General features: G+C 69.1%; 17 protein-coding genes and 1 pseudogene. 10 read left to right on the top strand and 8 right to left on the bottom strand.

Features of this window, described 5'->3' with window-relative positions:
* The first annotated feature begins 541 nt into the window (after positions 1–541).
* Together ACFKCF_RS50395 and ACFKCF_RS50400 are read left to right on the top strand one after the other, a co-directional pair.
* Complete coding sequence (locus tag ACFKCF_RS50395; RefSeq protein WP_394503024.1) at positions 542–1132, top strand: RNA polymerase sigma factor; 591 nt, start codon at positions 542–544, stop codon at positions 1130–1132.
* Positions 1125–2123, top strand: a complete 999-nt coding sequence (locus ACFKCF_RS50400; protein WP_394503026.1) for a CU044_5270 family protein — start codon at positions 1125–1127, stop codon at positions 2121–2123. The genes ACFKCF_RS50395 and ACFKCF_RS50400 overlap by 8 nt, the downstream gene beginning before the upstream one ends.
* A gap of 352 nt (positions 2124–2475) precedes the next feature.
* Here ACFKCF_RS50400 and ACFKCF_RS50405 read toward each other — a convergent pair whose 3' ends face one another.
* Genes ACFKCF_RS50405 through ACFKCF_RS50415 form a run of 3 tightly spaced genes read right to left on the bottom strand, consistent with a single transcriptional unit; the run spans position 2476 to position 5414 of the window.
* Entirely contained in the window at positions 2476–4389 is a 1914-nt protein-coding gene (locus ACFKCF_RS50405) for an aldehyde dehydrogenase family protein (protein ID WP_394503147.1), read from the bottom strand.
* Positions 4386–4532 (bottom strand): hypothetical protein, encoded by a 147-nt coding sequence (locus tag ACFKCF_RS50410; protein ID WP_394503027.1) that lies wholly within the window; start codon positions 4530–4532, stop codon positions 4386–4388. The genes ACFKCF_RS50405 and ACFKCF_RS50410 overlap by 4 nt, the downstream gene beginning before the upstream one ends.
* Positions 4533–4592: 60 nt before the next feature.
* The gene (locus tag ACFKCF_RS50415; RefSeq protein ID WP_394503029.1) at positions 4593–5414 is read right to left on the bottom strand and encodes an SDR family NAD(P)-dependent oxidoreductase; all 822 of its coding nucleotides are present in this window, start codon (positions 5412–5414) and stop codon (positions 4593–4595) included.
* A 73-nt stretch (positions 5415–5487) separates the two neighbouring features.
* Here ACFKCF_RS50415 and ACFKCF_RS50420 point away from each other — a divergent pair, with 73 nt between their 5' ends.
* The 3 genes from ACFKCF_RS50420 to ACFKCF_RS50430 all read left to right on the top strand — a co-directional run bounded on the left by ACFKCF_RS50420 (position 5488) and on the right by ACFKCF_RS50430 (position 7779).
* The gene (locus tag ACFKCF_RS50420) at positions 5488–6075 is read left to right on the top strand and encodes a TetR/AcrR family transcriptional regulator (protein WP_394503031.1); all 588 of its coding nucleotides are present in this window, start codon (positions 5488–5490) and stop codon (positions 6073–6075) included.
* A gap of 283 nt (positions 6076–6358) precedes the next feature.
* Entirely contained in the window at positions 6359–7024 is a 666-nt protein-coding gene (locus ACFKCF_RS50425) for a recombinase family protein (protein WP_394503149.1), read from the top strand.
* Positions 7021–7779 (top strand): endonuclease domain-containing protein, encoded by a 759-nt coding sequence (locus ACFKCF_RS50430; protein WP_394503033.1) that lies wholly within the window; start codon positions 7021–7023, stop codon positions 7777–7779. The genes ACFKCF_RS50425 and ACFKCF_RS50430 overlap by 4 nt, the downstream gene beginning before the upstream one ends.
* Positions 7780–7949: 170 nt before the next feature.
* Here the strand turns inward: ACFKCF_RS50430 and ACFKCF_RS50435 are convergent, their stop codons facing one another.
* Both ACFKCF_RS50435 and ACFKCF_RS50440 read right to left on the bottom strand, forming a co-directional pair.
* The gene (locus ACFKCF_RS50435; RefSeq protein WP_394503035.1) at positions 7950–8489 is read right to left on the bottom strand and encodes a putative immunity protein; all 540 of its coding nucleotides are present in this window, start codon (positions 8487–8489) and stop codon (positions 7950–7952) included.
* A 130-nt stretch (positions 8490–8619) separates the two neighbouring features.
* Positions 8620–8865, bottom strand: a pseudogene (locus ACFKCF_RS50440) (potassium transporter TrkG); the annotation flags it as partial.
* 422 nt (positions 8866–9287) lie between these two features.
* On the opposite strand from ACFKCF_RS50440, the gene ACFKCF_RS50445 reads away from it, so the two are divergent.
* Positions 9288–9566 (top strand): hypothetical protein, encoded by a 279-nt coding sequence (locus ACFKCF_RS50445; RefSeq protein WP_394503036.1) that lies wholly within the window; start codon positions 9288–9290, stop codon positions 9564–9566.
* A gap of 12 nt (positions 9567–9578) precedes the next feature.
* Here the strand turns inward: ACFKCF_RS50445 and ACFKCF_RS50450 are convergent, their stop codons facing one another.
* On the bottom strand, positions 9579–10562 hold the full coding sequence (locus tag ACFKCF_RS50450) for a LysR family transcriptional regulator (protein WP_394503038.1): 984 nt from the start codon (positions 10560–10562) through the stop codon (positions 9579–9581).
* 116 nt (positions 10563–10678) lie between these two features.
* Here ACFKCF_RS50450 and ACFKCF_RS50455 point away from each other — a divergent pair, with 116 nt between their 5' ends.
* Complete coding sequence (locus ACFKCF_RS50455; protein ID WP_394503151.1) at positions 10679–12298, top strand: MDR family MFS transporter; 1620 nt, start codon at positions 10679–10681, stop codon at positions 12296–12298.
* Between the two features lie 116 nt (positions 12299–12414).
* A complete protein-coding gene (locus ACFKCF_RS50460) occupies positions 12415–13044 on the top strand; it encodes a cysteine hydrolase (protein ID WP_394503040.1) in 630 nt (209 codons plus the stop codon).
* 3 nt (positions 13045–13047) lie between these two features.
* On the opposite strand, the gene ACFKCF_RS50465 is transcribed toward ACFKCF_RS50460, so the two are convergent.
* Positions 13048–13281, bottom strand: a complete 234-nt coding sequence (locus ACFKCF_RS50465) for a DUF1883 domain-containing protein (RefSeq protein WP_394503042.1) — start codon at positions 13279–13281, stop codon at positions 13048–13050.
* A 101-nt stretch (positions 13282–13382) separates the two neighbouring features.
* Here ACFKCF_RS50465 and ACFKCF_RS50470 point away from each other — a divergent pair, with 101 nt between their 5' ends.
* Both ACFKCF_RS50470 and ACFKCF_RS50475 read left to right on the top strand, forming a co-directional pair.
* The gene (locus ACFKCF_RS50470) at positions 13383–13562 is read left to right on the top strand and encodes a hypothetical protein (protein ID WP_394503044.1); all 180 of its coding nucleotides are present in this window, start codon (positions 13383–13385) and stop codon (positions 13560–13562) included.
* 85 nt (positions 13563–13647) lie between these two features.
* A complete protein-coding gene (locus tag ACFKCF_RS50475) occupies positions 13648–13836 on the top strand; it encodes a recombinase family protein (RefSeq protein WP_394503046.1) in 189 nt (62 codons plus the stop codon).
* Between the two features lie 25 nt (positions 13837–13861).
* Here ACFKCF_RS50475 and ACFKCF_RS50480 read toward each other — a convergent pair whose 3' ends face one another.
* Positions 13862–14821, bottom strand: a complete 960-nt coding sequence (locus ACFKCF_RS50480; RefSeq protein WP_394503048.1) for a hypothetical protein — start codon at positions 14819–14821, stop codon at positions 13862–13864.
* Positions 14822–14951 lie beyond the last annotated feature (130 nt).

The raw sequence follows: 14951 nt of genomic DNA on the forward strand, positions 1-14951 counted from the left end.
ATTTTGTCACGCCGAGCCGAAGCCCCCGTATCACGCCCCACCGGCCGCTGCCTCACGCGGGACCGGCCCCACCTCGTGGCCCGAAGCTCGGCGTGCGGGGATGAGTCCGGCGGCCTCTACCGCGATAACGACGGTGGAGACGTTTCCGCAGGTCGCGTTGCTCGCTAACAGCCTTTATGGCAAGCCGTCCGGGAGCTCCCGGTTACTCACAGCTACTTTCACGTCTGGTGACACGGACCCGAGCGGAGGGCTAACTTCCACGGCAGCTACCCGTTCACCCGTCCGGAAGCGCCGGGGAACCTGCGGCCGCTGCGCGATGCGACGACCGAAGACGACGAACAGGTCTGATCACGATGGGGCTCTCCGCCAGGCTGGCGCCCGGCGCCCTCCACGCAGGCCAGCCGCTGGGCCAGCCGTTCAGCGGTCGTCCTCGTCGTCGCGGGTTTCGTTCTTGTCCGCAGGTCCGGACCTGATGGCGGGAACCGGTCGACCCCGGGCGGGCAAGTAGGGGTGTCCCATCCGTGAGCCGAGAGGCCAGAGCATGTCAGAAACGAGCCCCGCCGATTCCGCCGTCATCGCGCGGTCTCGGCAGGAGCCCGAGGTGTTCGCGGAGATCTTCCGCAGACACGCGCCTGAGATCAAGAGATTCGTCGTCCGCCGCCTCGGACTCGACGTCGCCGAGGACGTGGTGGCGGAGACCTTCCTCACTGCCTTCCGCCAGCGCGGCCGCTACGACCTGGTCAGGCACAACGCCCTGCCCTGGCTGTACGGCATCGCGACCAACCTCATCGGCCGCCACAAGCGCACCGAGGCCAGGCAGCTGAACCTGCTGGCCCGCACCGGTGTGGACCCGGTTACCGAACCCTTCGCCTCGCGCAGCGACGAGCGGCTGAGCGCTCAGGCCGTACAGCAACGCCTGGCGGCCGCGCTTGCCGCGTTGCCCGCCGGGCACCGCGACGTTCTGCTCCTGGTGACCTGGGGCGGGCTCACCTACACCGAAGCCGCCGAGGCGCTCGGCATCCGCGTCGGAACGGTCCGCTCGCGCGTCAACCGGGCCCGCGCGAAGATCCGGGAGGAACTGGGCGGGACCGACCCCACAGCACTCGTCACCGAGGAGGTTCGCCATGGATGAGCTGGCCCAGCTCAACAGCTTCCGCTCCGAGGTCCCCGCGCAGGAGGACCTGCGCGCCGAGGCGGAGCGCCTGATGGCCGGCATGTCTGCCCCGGTCCGCCCCGGCTTTCGCCGCCTCGGACTGCGCGCCGCCCTGGCGGGGGGTCTGGCGGCCGCGGTGGGGGCGGCGGTGTTCGTCGTCCAGAGCCCGCCCGCCCCGGCGCCGCCCCCGCCGATGATCCGCACGGTCGCGGCCGTGGAGGTACTGACGCGGGCGGCCGAGCACGCCGGCAGCCGTCCGGAGCTGCATCCCAGGCCCGGCCAGTTCCTCGTCTACGAGTCGCAGAGCATGGACACCTCCGGAGGGGACGGGGGGGTCTGGCTGTCGCGCTCCAAGCGCACGATCTGGCTGCCGGTCGAGGGCAGCGCGGTCAAGGGGGTGCTGCAGGAGGAGCTCTTGGCGCCTTTGCCGTATCCGGGGCACACCCTCCCGCCAGCTGCACGAGCGGAGCAGGCGCTGGTGGGCAAGCTCGGCCGTCCGGGGCGGGCAGCCGACTTCGACGACCGCGCCGAGTTCCTGCGCAACGACTACGCCTACGTCAGCAAGCTGCCGACCGACACCGAAGGCATGCGCAGGCACCTCTACACGCAGCTGCCCAATGGCAGGTTGCAGGACTACGAGGCGTGGAACCGGGTCGGCGGGCTGCTCGAGGAGTCCTATCTGCCCGCCGCACAGCGGGCAGCGCTCTTCCGCGCGGCGGCCACGATCCCCGGGGTGGTGACGGTGAAGAAGGCGCAGGACGCCGCGGGGCGCGAGGGCATCGCGGCGGCGATGGTCTCGCCCAACGGGGTCAGGGAGGAGTACATCTTCGACCGAAAGACCTACGACTATCTCGGCCGCCGGGGGGTGGTCGTGGATGCGAAGCTGGCCCATGCTCCGGTCGGGAGCGTGGTGTCGTCGAGCGCGCAGTTGAAGGTGAGCGTCGCTGACAGCGCGCCGATCGTGGAGTAGGCGGCGCAACGGGGCTCGGGTAGACGGCATGGCAGGGACCGTCTGCCCGTTGCCACACGGCTGCCGTATCGCCTGGAAAAGTAGGTGTTCTGGACACCGAGGGAAGATGGGTGATGACCGTCTGGGCGACGCACGAGGTTCGACCGCCCCCAAGGGCCAGGTCCGGGGACAGCTGGTCCTGCAGATAACACTGCACCTATGAAACAGCCGCATGCGGACGGCTATCCCGCGGCGGGGCCGCGGCGCCCCCAGGACGGGACAGACGTGTCGTCCACGGCAGTCGCGGGCGGGCGCGCCGTTGACGTGCCTGACCGCGGTTCGGTGATGCCGCCGCCTGGGATTGCTGCGGCAGTCAGCCGAGGTAGAAGTCCTTGCGGGCGGTGACGAACTCCTCGACGGTCAGGGGCCGTTTCCCGGTGATGCGTTCGACGTCGGTGGTCGCTCTGTCATAACGGTTCGCGTGGTGCAGTTGTGCCATGGTCGCGATGTGTTGCTCGGTGTGCTGTGGCAGGCCCGCCTTGGCGAGTACCTCGGTGCGCCACTGTTGCAGGGGGACGTCCCGGTAGGTGACCGTACGGCCGAGCGCCTTGGAGAACTCCTGGGCTACTTCGGTCATGTCGAGTGTTCGTGGTCCGGTCAGCTCGTACACCTTCCCGGCGTGCTCGCCGGGATCGCGCAGGATGGTCGCGGCCACCTGGGCGACGTCGTCGGCAGCGACCGGCGAGGTGCGTCCGGTCCCGAACGGCAGCGCCAGCGTGCCGTTCTCGCGGATCGACCGCGCCGCGAGGACGGTGAACAACGGATTGTCGAGGAACGTCGTCGGGCGTACGTGCACCACGGGCAGGCCCGACCAGTCCAGCACCTGCTCGGCGAGCCAGTGCAGCCGTTGCTGGTGGGATTCGGTGGTGCTGGTGGCGGTCATCTGCGACACCGTCATCTGCGACATGCCCACCAGCAGGTCGAGTCCGCCGTGTGCCTTCGCGACCGTGGCCATGACGGTCGCCGCGAGCAAGTGGTCCGGGGACACGCTGAGCCCGAAGTACGTCCGGCGGACGCCGTCGAGCGCGGCCGCCACCGTTTCGGCTCGGGTCAGGTCCCCGGTGACGACCTCGGCGCCCAGTGCCCGCACCTCGCTGGCGCAGACGCCGCCGAAGGGCAGGTCGTCCTGGGCGACGTGCATGAGGGTGCCGTTGATGGTGACGTTGCCGGAGGTGGTGCGGTCGAGGACTGTGCGCCGGTCGGGGCCCTTGTCGCCAAAGTAGTAGAGGGCGAGGGGTCGGGGCCGGGCGTTGACGTGGTCGATGGCGTCGTCGATGGTGCGGTAGCCGAAGACGGGCAGGATGGGGCCGAAGATCTCCTGGTGGGCGATGCGCATGTCGTCGGTGACGCCGAGCACGACGGTCGGGGCGAGGGTATGCGGGCGGTCGGCCGCCTCGTGCGGCCGGTGGCCGACCTCGATGATGCGGGCGCCGTGGGCGCGGGCGTCGTCGAGCAGGCCGGTGAGGTTCCGGTACTCCTTCTCGTTGACGATCGAGGTGCAGTCGTCGCTGGTCGGCCCGTCCGGGTAGGCGCCTTTCACCAGCCGGTCGTAGGCGGCGATGAAGGTGTCGATCTCGGATTCGTGGACCAGGGCGTAGTCGGGGGCGATGCAGGTCTGCCCACCGGACAGCAGTTTGCCGAAGACGATGTCGGCCACCGTCTGATCGGTGATGTGTCCCTTGGCCACGATGGTCGGGGACTTGCCGCCCAGTTCCAGAGTGACCGGGACGAGGTGCTCGCTGGCGGCCTTCATCACGGCCCGGCCGACCTCGGTGCTGCCGGTGAAGACGAGATGATCGAACGGCAGGCCGGAGAAGGCGGAGCCATCGCCGCTGACCATGGTGACCTGCTCCGGCGGGAACAGTTCGGCGAGCATCGCCGCGAGCACCGCGTTCGTCGCCGGGGTCAGCTTCGACGGTTTGAGCATGACGCGGTTGCCGGCGGCGATCGCGGTGACCACGGGCATCAGCGACAGGTTGACCGGGTAGTTCCACGGCGAGATGACGCCGACCACGCCGAGCGGCTGGTATTCGATGCGGTTGCTGCCGAACCGCAGCAGCAGCTCGATGTGCCGGCGGGTCGGGTGCATGAACCGGCGCAGGTTGCGCTGCAGGTATTCGATGCCCTGCACGACACCGACGATCTCCATCATCGCGGTCTCGTGCCGCGAGCGATGCCCGAAGTCGGTGTCGATCGCTTCCTCGATCGCGTGGCGCCGGGCGATCAGTGCCGCCTTGAACGGGCCAGATCGCTGCGGCGTGCGGCGAGGGAGGGTGCTCCGTCACGCAGGTACGCGGTCCGCCGGACCTGCAGGATGTGTTGGAAGCGCTCGGCGTCGGTGGGCTGGGTGGTGACGTCGGTGGCGGTCATGATCGTGCTCCTTTGGCGGTTGGTGCGGGCGGCGGCGGGCGTTGGGGTTGTGGGCTGTCCTCAGTGGTCGGCGCGGGCGGCGGCCGGCTGGGGGCGCGAGCGGCGGGCCGCCCAGCCCATGATCCGGACCATGGTGCGGCGGGGCAGGAGCTTGCTGGCCACGGCGAGCGAGCCGCTGTTGGTGATCACCGACGGGGGTGCGGAGCGGCGGTCGAGGGTGTCCAGGGCGATCTTGACGACCTGTTCGGGGGTGGCGCGTTTCGTGCCGTAGTCGGCGTTCTGGCCGGCGGCGTCGTAGAACTCGGTGGCGGTGGCGCCGGGGCACACGGCCAGGACGCGCAGGCTGGTGCCGTGGCCCTCTTCCCACAGTGCTTCGGTGAAGCTCAGGACGAAGGCTTTGGTGGCGCCGTAGACGGCCATGTACGGGTTCGGCTGGAAGCCCAGCAGGCTGGCGACGTTGATCAGAAGGCCGTTGCCGGTGGCGGTCAGCGGGCCGACGTAGGCGCGGCTGAGATCGACCAGCGAGGCGACGTTCAGAGCGATCATGCTCTGCAGCCGGTCGGGGTCCTCGTCGGTGAACGCGTCGTGGGTGCCGAAGCCGGCGTTGTTGACCAGCCCGGTGGCGTGGATGCCGCGGGACTCGAGTTCGGCGCGCAGGGTGCGGCCGGCGTCGGGCAGGCCGAGGTCGCGGGCGACGGTGGTCACCGTCACGCCGTGCGCTCGGGTGAGCTCGGCGGCCAGGTCCTGCAGCCGGTCGGCCCGGCGGGCGACCAGCACGAGGTTGGCGCCGCGACGGGCGAGCTGGCGGGCGAATTCGGCGCCGAGGCCGGAGCTGGCGCCGGTGACGATGACGGTCTGACTGCGGTAATCAACTTTGCTCATGCCGTTCACTCTACGCACGTCTTTGCACGGAGTGCAAGTAGCTGCATCATGTGAGATGACGTACCATCGGTGCATGGTTCAGAAACCGACACCCCTGCGGGAACAGACCCGCTCCGTGGTCCGCTCACTGCTGGCCCGCACCGCTATCGAACTGTTCGCCGCCAAGGGCTACGACAACACGACCCTCGAAGAGGTCGCCGCCGCCGCGGGTATCTCCCGGCGGACCCTGTTCAACTACTTCCGCAACAAGGAAGACCTCGCGCTCAGCAGCCTGGCCGAACAGGGTGAGCTGATCGCCGCACGCCTCGCCGAGCGCCCGGCCGACGAGGATGCCTGGGCGGCGCTGCGCGCGGCGTTCCAGGTGCTCGAGGAGATCGACATGACAGCCGAAGGGCGCCTGGAGTTCATCACGCTGCTGTTCGGCAACGATTCCCTACGCGCCGGACACGCCGAGAAGCAAGCCCGCTGGCAAGACCTGTTCGCACCGCTGATCGAGCCGCGACTGCCCGACTCCGACCGCCGCACCCTGCAAGCCCGCGCGATCGCAGCCGCAGCGATCATCTGCCTGCAGGCAGCCAACGAGGAATGGGTACGCCTGGGCGGACAGGCCGACCTGTTCGACCTCTATGACACCGCCGTACAGGCCATCCGCCCCACCTGAAACCGCTGCATCCAGCTCCACCACGCCTCCGGCCCGCCACCGCATAACGCAGGAAACCCCACAACGGATCAGGGCCCGCGCACCGCGCGGGCCCTGATCGCGTCCCGGGGTGTGCCGCAGCGTGCAGACCACTTCGCGCATCCGGGCAGACGACTTCGAAAACCGACATTGAAATCGGCACCTCCAGGCCTCGGAAAGCCTTCAAAAACTCCTTCAACAACCATCGAGCTTCAACAACCTCCAAACACCGTTTGTTGAGAGAATGACGGGCGTGACCGACTCCCTGCAGCTTCCCGCCGACCCGCTGGCCGCCTTCCCCGCCCACCGCAGCGAGATCCGCATCGGCTACGCCCGCGTCTCCACCGCCGGCCAGAACCTCGAACGCCAACTCGACGCCCTCAAGGCGGCCGGCTGCCGGAAGGTGTTCGCCGACAAGAAGTCCGGCAAGACCGCAGAGCGGCCCGAGCTGGCGGCCTGCCACGCCTTCCTGACCGAAGGCGACACCCTCGTCGTGCCGTCGCTCGACCGCTACGGCCGCTCCCTGGCCGACCTCATCACCATGGTCGGCGACCTGCGCAGGCGCGAGATCGGCTTCACCTCTCTGCACGAGAACCTCGACACCACCACTCCCGGCGGCCGACTCATCTTCCATGTCTTCGCCGCCCTGGCCGAGTTCATCCGCGAGCTCATCGTCGCGGGCACCCGCGATGGCCTGGCCGCCGCCCGCGCCCGCGGCCGCACCGGCGGCCGCCCCACCGTCATCACGCCCGAACTCCTGCGGGCCGCCCGCGACATGCTGCCCAACCCGGACAACTCCATCACCTCGATCGCCAAGCTGCTCGGCGTCTCCCCGGGCACGCTGTACAACCACATCCCCGACCTGCAGCAGCTCCGCGCCGGCCGGACCACAGGTGCTCTCGAACCCACCGCCCCGCAGGCAGCGCCGTGATCGCCTGGCTGGGGCCCGCCGACTTCCCCGAGCACCGTCGCGACACGCTGCTGCGACGGCTGGCCTGGGAGGCCGGCACCGACGAGCCCGCGGCCCTGGCGGTGCTGACCGCCGCCAGGGCTGCTCAGCCCTGCCGAGTCCTCACCGGATCCGTCGCGGTCACCCCTCCGATCGCGGTGCTCGGCGACGACGGCCGCTACCACCTGCGTCTTGGCACGCGATATCTCTGCGCCCGGACGTGGCGAGGACTGAAGAAGCCGCCGCCCCCGGCCCTGCCGCACGAGCAATGGTGCAAGTGGTGGAGCGCGGACGGGCAGCACTACCGGGTCAACCCGCCCCCTGGCACCCGGCCGGAGGAGGGCCGCTGCGGCAACAGGACCGTGCGTTGGCCGGTGCTCGCCCTCGGCTCCGAGACCGACCCCGCTCTCGTCAGGCGACGCGAGCGATGCCCGGTCGAACAAGACAGCGCGCGGTGGCCTCCGTTCCAGGGGCCGGTTCTGGGCCCGATCATCAGAGCGCTGATCGCGGCCCTGGGCCCGGCCTGCCACGCGTGCCACAGCACGATCGGCGTGTTCGTCGACCACGACCCCGCCGGCCTCCAGGTCCGCGGCCTGCTGTGCCGGCACTGCAACACATGGCTGGAGACCTGCCCCCACCCCGCAGGCTGCGCCTGGGGCGACTACCTCAACAACCCGCCGGCCGCGTACCTCGGCCTGACCTACCCGCGAGCCGCGATCAGCCGCAAGCCCCGGTGATCCGGCGTGTTCAGCCTCCCCCTGAGATGAACAGTCTCGCGACCACGAAAGCCACGACAGCTACTCAGCGTTACCTTGCCCCTGGTGACGGCGACCCGAGTGCCGGGCCTACTGGTGTCGTAGGCGCGGTCAGGGGTTTCTCCAGACGGCGCTGCGGTCGCCGTCGGGGATCATCGGAGGGACGCGTCCAGTTGGCGGATCAGTTCGCCGACCCGCCCGCCGCCGGGCGGGGCGAGCGGGTAGCGCCTCAGGACGTCCACCACGACGGGATTGGCAAGGGCCCGCGCCTGGGCGATGTGATCGGCTCCGACGACGGGATCGTCTCCGGCGGAGAGTTCGAACGCCCGTGCGGCGTGACCGGCCGGTCCGAGGATGTGCTTGACCTGGGTGGCTTTCGCCAGGGGATGAAGGTACCCCGCACTGGCCGCGGCCAGCGCCGCCCGCGCGGCGTCGCTCGCCGCGGCGAATCCCGCGTCGCGCGTCTCCTGAGCCGCGCGCATCGCCGCCCACGCGCTGTCGCGCAGCGCCTTGCTGCGCTTGGCTCCATCCGCGAACATCTGCGCGGTCTCGATCGCGTCTCGTGGGCGCCGATCGTCAGGGCGTTCACGTTCGAAGATCGTCAACGCGGGCCGCGCGCACGCCACGGCGAAGCCGGCGACCTCGCGCAGTTCGTACAGGCTGAGCTCGATCGTCGTGTGGTCATCCGCCATGACGTTCTTCCTTCTGCATAAAGGCCGACATGACATCAACCGTAACGTTGAACCGCCCGTGTAAACTTCGGCGCCGATTCACGCGGTTGACGCGGGCGTACCTTCAAATGCCGGTGCGGCGGCCGAGCGATCAGCCGATTATCACCTTTTCCTCCGGCAGTTCGTAACGACGGGTGCGTTGCTTCAGGGCGAGCGCCGAGCCCAGGGTGAGCGGGCCGATGCGGCCGATGAACATCAGCACACTGAGCAGTACGTGCCCGGCCAGCGGGGTGCCGGCGGTGATGCCGGTGGACAGGCCGTTGGTGGCGAAGGCGGAGATGGCCTCGAACAGCACCTGGTCGAGGCCACAGGGCGTGATGATGGGCAGCAGCCAGGTGGAGCGCCGCCAACGCGGCCCGCAAAGCCGAGCTGGTCGACCTCGCCCGCCACCTGGCCCGCCCAGGCCACCGAACCGCGGCTAGACGCCGAACGGGCCCGCCTGGACGCCCGCTCGGCGCCCGTCGACCGGCCCACCGACATCGCACCGCCCTCAACGGCCCCCAGCAGCCCGCACCCCGCCCCCCAGGGCCCGGCCCCCCCTCCGGGCAGGACGAGATCGACGCGCTGCGGGGCCCTCAGCGGCCTGACGGGCGCGACCTGGAGATCACCCCGCCGCCGAGCATCGCGGTGGACGACCTGGGCGCCGGGCACGCCGCGTTCCTGGCCGCCAACGAGGCCTGCCAGTAGGAGCGGAACGGCGAACCGGGCTTGGTGTCACATGTTTTGACACCATGGGCCTGACCAGGGCAGGCTTGCCCGATGGCGGATTCTGAGGGTGTGGCGTTCCTGCGTGCTGATGTTGATCGTTTTTGCCTGGAGATCGTTGATCTCGCGCCCGCGCTGCGGCTGCGGCGGCTGGCGGAGCTGCGCGCGATGCTGGAAGAGGTGACCGGCGCGGCGCTGATCGCGGCGATGGCGGACGCGCGGGGTGAGGGATGGGGCCTGCGCAAGATCGGCGCGAGCGCCGGGATCTCGCATGAGCAGGTACGCCGGATGCTCGCCGAGGGCCTTTCAGCCGGGGAGCATCCGGCGCGCTGAACGGGAGGGGGGTTACTCGGCGGGCGGGGGCGTGCGCAGCGGCCTCAGCTGGCGGGCTGGTTCGGGATCGGCCGGGAAGAGGGAGCGATCAGGGGCGGGCAGCCAGTGACTGGGGCTGGCGAACGGGCGGTAGTGGTCCTTGATGTGAGCGATGAGCAGCGGCAGCGACGGGTGGCGGTTCGCCTCGTGCCACATCAAGGACCAGGGGTACACCGGCATGGGGTTGGTGACCGTGATCTCGACGACGTCGGGCGAGACCGGGTACTGCCTCTTGTTGCCGAACGTGATGAGATCCGGCGAGGCCGCGATTCTCTCCATGATGTGGTCACGACCGAAGAACGGGCCGGAACTGTCGATCTTGACGCCGAACTCGGCGCTGAGGAGGCGGTAGTAGTCCGCCCACTCGCTGTCGCCGGCGTTGCCCGGCATCCACGCCGTCAGGCCCGATAGCTCCTCCATCCGTATGCGCTTGCGCCTGGCGAGCCGGTGCTGGCGGCTGACCAGGATGGGGATCGGTTCCAGGCAGGCCGGGACGCGCGCGATCCCTGGCGGCAGGGCCCCCGTGGTGCGGCCGAACGCCGCGTCGACCGAGCCGCCAGTGAGCGCCGACGCCCGTGGGACGGCGCCCCGCGAGACAACGATGTCGAGCTCGACGTCGCTGGCTTCGTAGAAAGCCCGGACTATCTCGATCGAGGCCGAATCGCGCCCGAGCACGTCAACGCGCAGGGGGCGGCGGCGTGCGCGGAGCATCGCGGCGGCCTGGTCGGCCAGGCTGATCAGCGCCCGGGCATGCGGGAGGAACGCCTCGCCGTCCGTGGTCGGCCTGATCCCGGTGCGGGACCGGATCAGCAGAAGCACTCCCAGGTCACCTTCCAGTTTGGCGATGCGCTTGGACACGGCCTGCTGGGACATGCCCACGCGCGCGGCGGCCTCGGTGAAATGCCCGTCGTCGACCACGGCAAGGAACGTCCTGATGGCACCGAGGTCCAGCTCCATGAACAACTCCTAGTTGTTTTATGCGTTGTGTCGGCTGTTGGACATCGTGTCGCAGGATCCGATTTGATGTGCGGCGCCCAGACACTCCCTAACAACCGCCAGGAGTATAAGTGACCATGTCGGACGGCTATGGCCGGCGTCAGGTGCTGGCGATCCTGGCCGCGCTGATGCTTGTCACCTTCGTCGCGTCGCTCGATCAGACCGTCGTAGCCGCGGCGACGTACCGGATCGGCGAGAGCCTGAACGGACTCACTGCGCAGGCGTGGGTGACGACCGGATTCCTGATCACTTCGACGATCTCCGTGCCGGTCTACGGCAAGCTGTCGGACACGCACGGCCGCAAGCCGTTGTTCCTGGTCGCCATCGGCGTGTTTCTCACCGGTTCCGTGCTGTGCGTGTTCGCCGCCTCGATGCCCATGCTGGCGGTCTTCCGTGCCGTGCAGGGCCTCGGTGCTGGGGGAATCCTCGCGCTGACCTCGGCGGTGCTGGGCGACATCGTCCCACCGCGAGAGCGTGCTCGATACGGCGGCTACTTCGTCGCCACCTATGCCGTGGCCAGCGTTGTCGGCCCGGTGGTCGGCGGCGCGCTGGCCGGGCAGCGGGCGCTGCTCGGCGTGGACGGCTGGCGGTGGATCTTCCTGATCAACCTCCCAGTCGGCATCGCCGCCTCCGCTGTTGTGATCAGGGTGCTGCGGTCAGGGCACCATCAGAGCCGGCGTCAGCGCCGCGTCGACCTGGCCGGCACGCTGGCCCTGCTGATCGCGGCGGTCCCGCTGCTGCTGGTCGCCCAGCGCGGGCAGGACTGGGGGTGGAGCGCGCCGGCCTCGGTAGCCTGCTACACGATCGGGACGCTGGGGATCGCCGGATTCCTGCTCGCGGAGTGGCGGGCGGGCGACAGTGCGCTGCTGGTGCTGCGGCTGTTTCGCAACCGTGGGTTCGCTGTCGGCGCCGGGCAGTCGTTGATCTCCAGCATCGGGATGTTCGCGAGCATCGCACTGCTGCCGCTGTACCTGCAGCTTGTCCGGGGGTATTCGCCAGCTGAGGCGGGCCTGCTCACGCTGCCGCAGGTGGCCGGCACACTGGCCGGTTCGGTGATCGCCGGGCAGTTCACCTCGCGAACCGGCCGCTACAAAATCCTGCCGGTCACGGGATCGTTTCTGCTGATGGCCGGCATGCTGCTGCTGTGGCGGCTGTCCGCCGGGACGCCCCTGCCCTATGTCGAGTCCGCGATGTTCCTGCTCGGCGGCGGCGCGGGCCTGTACGCGCAGACGATCACACTGTCCATGCAGAATGCGCTGTCCCAGGCCGACCTGGGCGTCGCCACGTCGTGCAACACGTTCTTCCGTCAGGTGGGCAGCGCCGGCGGCGCGGCCGTGTTCCTGTCCATCGCCTACTCCACGGCTGACAGCACGATCAGGTCGGCTTACGCGACGGCAAGCTCTGCCCCCGCCTTCCGCGCCGCTGCGGCGCAGCATCCCGAGCAGGCCGGGATGCTGGACCTGGCATCGGCCGGCGGCCAGTCCGCCCTCGATGACACGGCGTTCCTGCAACACCTGCACCCTTTGCTCGCCCAGCCTTTCCGGCAGGGCTTCACCGACGCGCTGGGCATCGCCTTCCTTGTAGCCGCGGCAGTGATGGCAGCCGCCCTCGTTCTCGCTCTGTTGATCAAGGAACTGCCGCTGCGCACCACCGTCGACGCACCGTCGGCCGCGCCCGCCGAACCCGCCAGACAGTGAAGACGCCAGCCGCAAGCATGAACGACGCCCCGAAGACCTCGGGCTTCGGCAAGCGCAGCCGGTGCCTGGCGTGTCCCTTCCGCATGCCACAACACCCTCGTTACCCAAGGAGAGACATGACCGTCCCAACTCAGGCGCTGGACCCTCGGACGACCGCGTTGCTCGTCATGGATTACCAGCAGGCAATCCTGGCCTCACTTCCCGAGTTGGCCGACCAAGCGCTGCTGTCCCGGGTAGCCGGCGCGATCGCCGACATGCGCGCGCACGGTGCCGCCATCGCCTATGTGCGGGTCGGCTTCACCGAAGCCGAGTGGGCGGCGATCCCACCGGCCAACAAGACGTTCTCCTTCATTGGAGAGCAGCACCTCATGCATCACGAGGAGCCCGATACCGCCATCCACGACCTGCTCACCCCCGAACCCGGTGACATCACCGTACGTAAGACCCGCTATGGAGCGCTGTCCACCAGCGACCTCGACAGGCAACTGCGGGATCGCGGAATCTCCACCCTGGTCATCGCCGGGGTCACGACCAGCGGCGTCGTGCTGTCCACCGTCACCGACGCCGCCGACCGCGACTACCAGCTCTACATCCTGTCCGACTGCGTCATCGACTCGGACGCGCAAACCCACCACACCCTGATGACCAGCGTTTTCCCGCGGCTGGCCCACATCATCGACACCGCCGAACTGCGCACACTCCTGCACGAGAGCCACCCCAGACCGTCAGCGACCGGCCGGGCATGACCGTCAATCATGGAGCAGGGCGCCGACGATCAGGTACCAGTAGTCGTCGTAGGGCACCTGCAGGGTGATGGGGCTGTAGTCGTAGAAGCCGCCGTGGTACTGGTACGCATCCTCATCGAGGTACGCCTGGTATTCCTCGCTGTCCATGAGGCAGACCCGGGCGGTCGAGCCGCGCCAGTCCACCTCGAAGCAGGCGCCGGCTCCGGTTTCTCCGAGGTCCCAGTACAGATGCCGCACACATCGTTTGTAGCTGGCCGCACACCGGGCGGGAAGCCGCGTCTCCGGTTACCAGGGCGAGGTGGCCCCGTTTCAACCCGCGCGACGGGCTGGACGAGTCGATGACCTTCCGACTGTACGAGCACGCCGGCCTCACGTACACGATCGAAGAGCGGCGCCAGGCCCACGACGGCTCCGGCGTCGAGATCTCCGAGTTCGGCCCGGACGACGAACGCGCCCACGCCGCGCTGGCCACCTACCTGCAGCCTGGACGGATCTCACGCCCGCCGAGCAAGACATGATCATCGAGGCCGACATGGAAGAGAAAGACCGGCGCAAGCGTCAGCAGGCCCGCCAGGAGCGAGCCGAGAGAGGAAGGCGTCGCACGTGACTGAGGCCGCCGAGCCGTCGAACGCGATCCGCCTCGGCTACGCCCGCGTCTCCACCCGGGGCCAGGACCACGCCGCGCAGCTGGACCTGCTGAACGCGGCCGGCTGCCGAGAGATCGTCGAGGAGACCATCTCGACCCGCCGCAAGGACCGCTCCAAGTTGCGGGCCGCCCGAAAACCATGCTAAGCGGTTGGGTCCGCCTGGCATGGAGTCACCGTGGGTTGGTGGCGGGCGTGACGCCGAAGTCGCGCCAGGCCGTGCCGAAGTCCTGGTAGATCATGTCTCCGTAGCCGCCACCAGTGATGGTCCCCTCAGCGATCACACGCACTTCGCGCGTCGCCGTGGCGGCGAAGGTGAACACAGGCCCCCCGCTGTCGCCGCGCTGTGAGGGATTGCCGGAGGTCAGGTTGTGGGAGACGATCATGTCCGAGAAGCACCGGGTGCGGCCCATGAAGGGAGCTGCGCAGAACGACAGCGCGTAGGTGTCGGTATTGCGGATGCCGCACACGGTTCCTGAAGTGGCTCCGGAGTGGCAGATCAGCTCGCCTGGCCAGGCCCAATCCCAGCCGGCGACTGCCATGGACATGGTGTGCGTCTTGGGGATGTCCACGCCTCCGACATAGACGCGGCCCGCCGTGTTGGTGGGGATCAGCATCAGGTCATGGCTGGCATGCTTGCGGCGTGCCCACCCGTAGGTGACGGTGTGGTCTCCGTTTCGGAACTCGTTGCCGATGTCACCGCAGTGCCCGACGGTGAGCATGCCCGCTCCTCCGGCGACCGCGAAACCCGCGCTGCATCCCAGGCCCTGGGAGATGTTCAAGATGCGGCCGCCGCCCCAGAAGTTCATCGTGTCTGTCATCCGGCCTGTGTGGAGTTCCCATCTCGGCGCGGTGATCACCTGAACTGGAAGCGGGCCGGCAAGCTCGGTGAGGGTTTCACGTACCTTGTCTGCCTCCGCCTCGGTGCCGACGGCGACGCCGCTGCCATCTGCCAGGTAGCGGATGGAGTGGACAAGAGTGTCGGGGTTATTCCGCATGTCGGATTCCAGCTTTGCGGCGGCCTTGGCCAGCTCGGCCTGGGAGTAGGCGGCTTTTCGTACGGCGACCTTGACGTCGGTGATGGAGTCGATCAGCTTGCGTAGCTGGGGCGGGAGGTCGCCCTTCCACCACACGTCGAGGGCGGTGCCTTTGATCGTGATGCCGGCCAGACCGGTGTGGCCCTGTGTTTTCCACGGCCATCCTGATGTCGTGGGCCGCCTGGGCGGCGGGCCGTTGGGCGAGCATCTCGGCGCGGATCTTCGG

This window comes from Nonomuraea sp. JJY05 (genome assembly GCF_043496855.1).
In the GTDB taxonomy this organism is placed as follows: Bacteria; Actinomycetota; Actinomycetes; order Streptosporangiales; family Streptosporangiaceae; genus Nonomuraea.

Excerpts from the sequence above, each read along its gene's own strand:
- ACFKCF_RS50450 (WP_394503038.1), bottom strand. The coding sequence starts at position 10,562 with ATGGAGCTGGACCTCGGTGCCATCAGGACGTTCCTTGCCGTGGTCGAC.
- ACFKCF_RS50400 (WP_394503026.1), top strand. The coding sequence starts at position 1,125 with ATGGATGAGCTGGCCCAGCTCAACAGCTTCCGCTCCGAGGTCCCCGCG.
- ACFKCF_RS50410 (WP_394503027.1), bottom strand. The coding sequence starts at position 4,532 with ATGACCGCCACCGACGTCACCACCCAGCCCACCGACGCCGAGCGCTTC.
- ACFKCF_RS50445 (WP_394503036.1), top strand. The coding sequence starts at position 9,288 with ATGGCGGATTCTGAGGGTGTGGCGTTCCTGCGTGCTGATGTTGATCGT.
- ACFKCF_RS50415 (WP_394503029.1), bottom strand. The coding sequence starts at position 5,414 with ATGAGCAAAGTTGATTACCGCAGTCAGACCGTCATCGTCACCGGCGCC.
- ACFKCF_RS50455 (WP_394503151.1), top strand. The coding sequence starts at position 10,679 with ATGTCGGACGGCTATGGCCGGCGTCAGGTGCTGGCGATCCTGGCCGCG.
- ACFKCF_RS50470 (WP_394503044.1), top strand. The coding sequence starts at position 13,383 with ATGACCTTCCGACTGTACGAGCACGCCGGCCTCACGTACACGATCGAA.
- ACFKCF_RS50395 (WP_394503024.1), top strand. The coding sequence starts at position 542 with ATGTCAGAAACGAGCCCCGCCGATTCCGCCGTCATCGCGCGGTCTCGG.
- ACFKCF_RS50420 (WP_394503031.1), top strand. The coding sequence starts at position 5,488 with ATGGTTCAGAAACCGACACCCCTGCGGGAACAGACCCGCTCCGTGGTC.
- ACFKCF_RS50435 (WP_394503035.1), bottom strand. The coding sequence starts at position 8,489 with ATGGCGGATGACCACACGACGATCGAGCTCAGCCTGTACGAACTGCGC.
- ACFKCF_RS50460 (WP_394503040.1), top strand. The coding sequence starts at position 12,415 with ATGACCGTCCCAACTCAGGCGCTGGACCCTCGGACGACCGCGTTGCTC.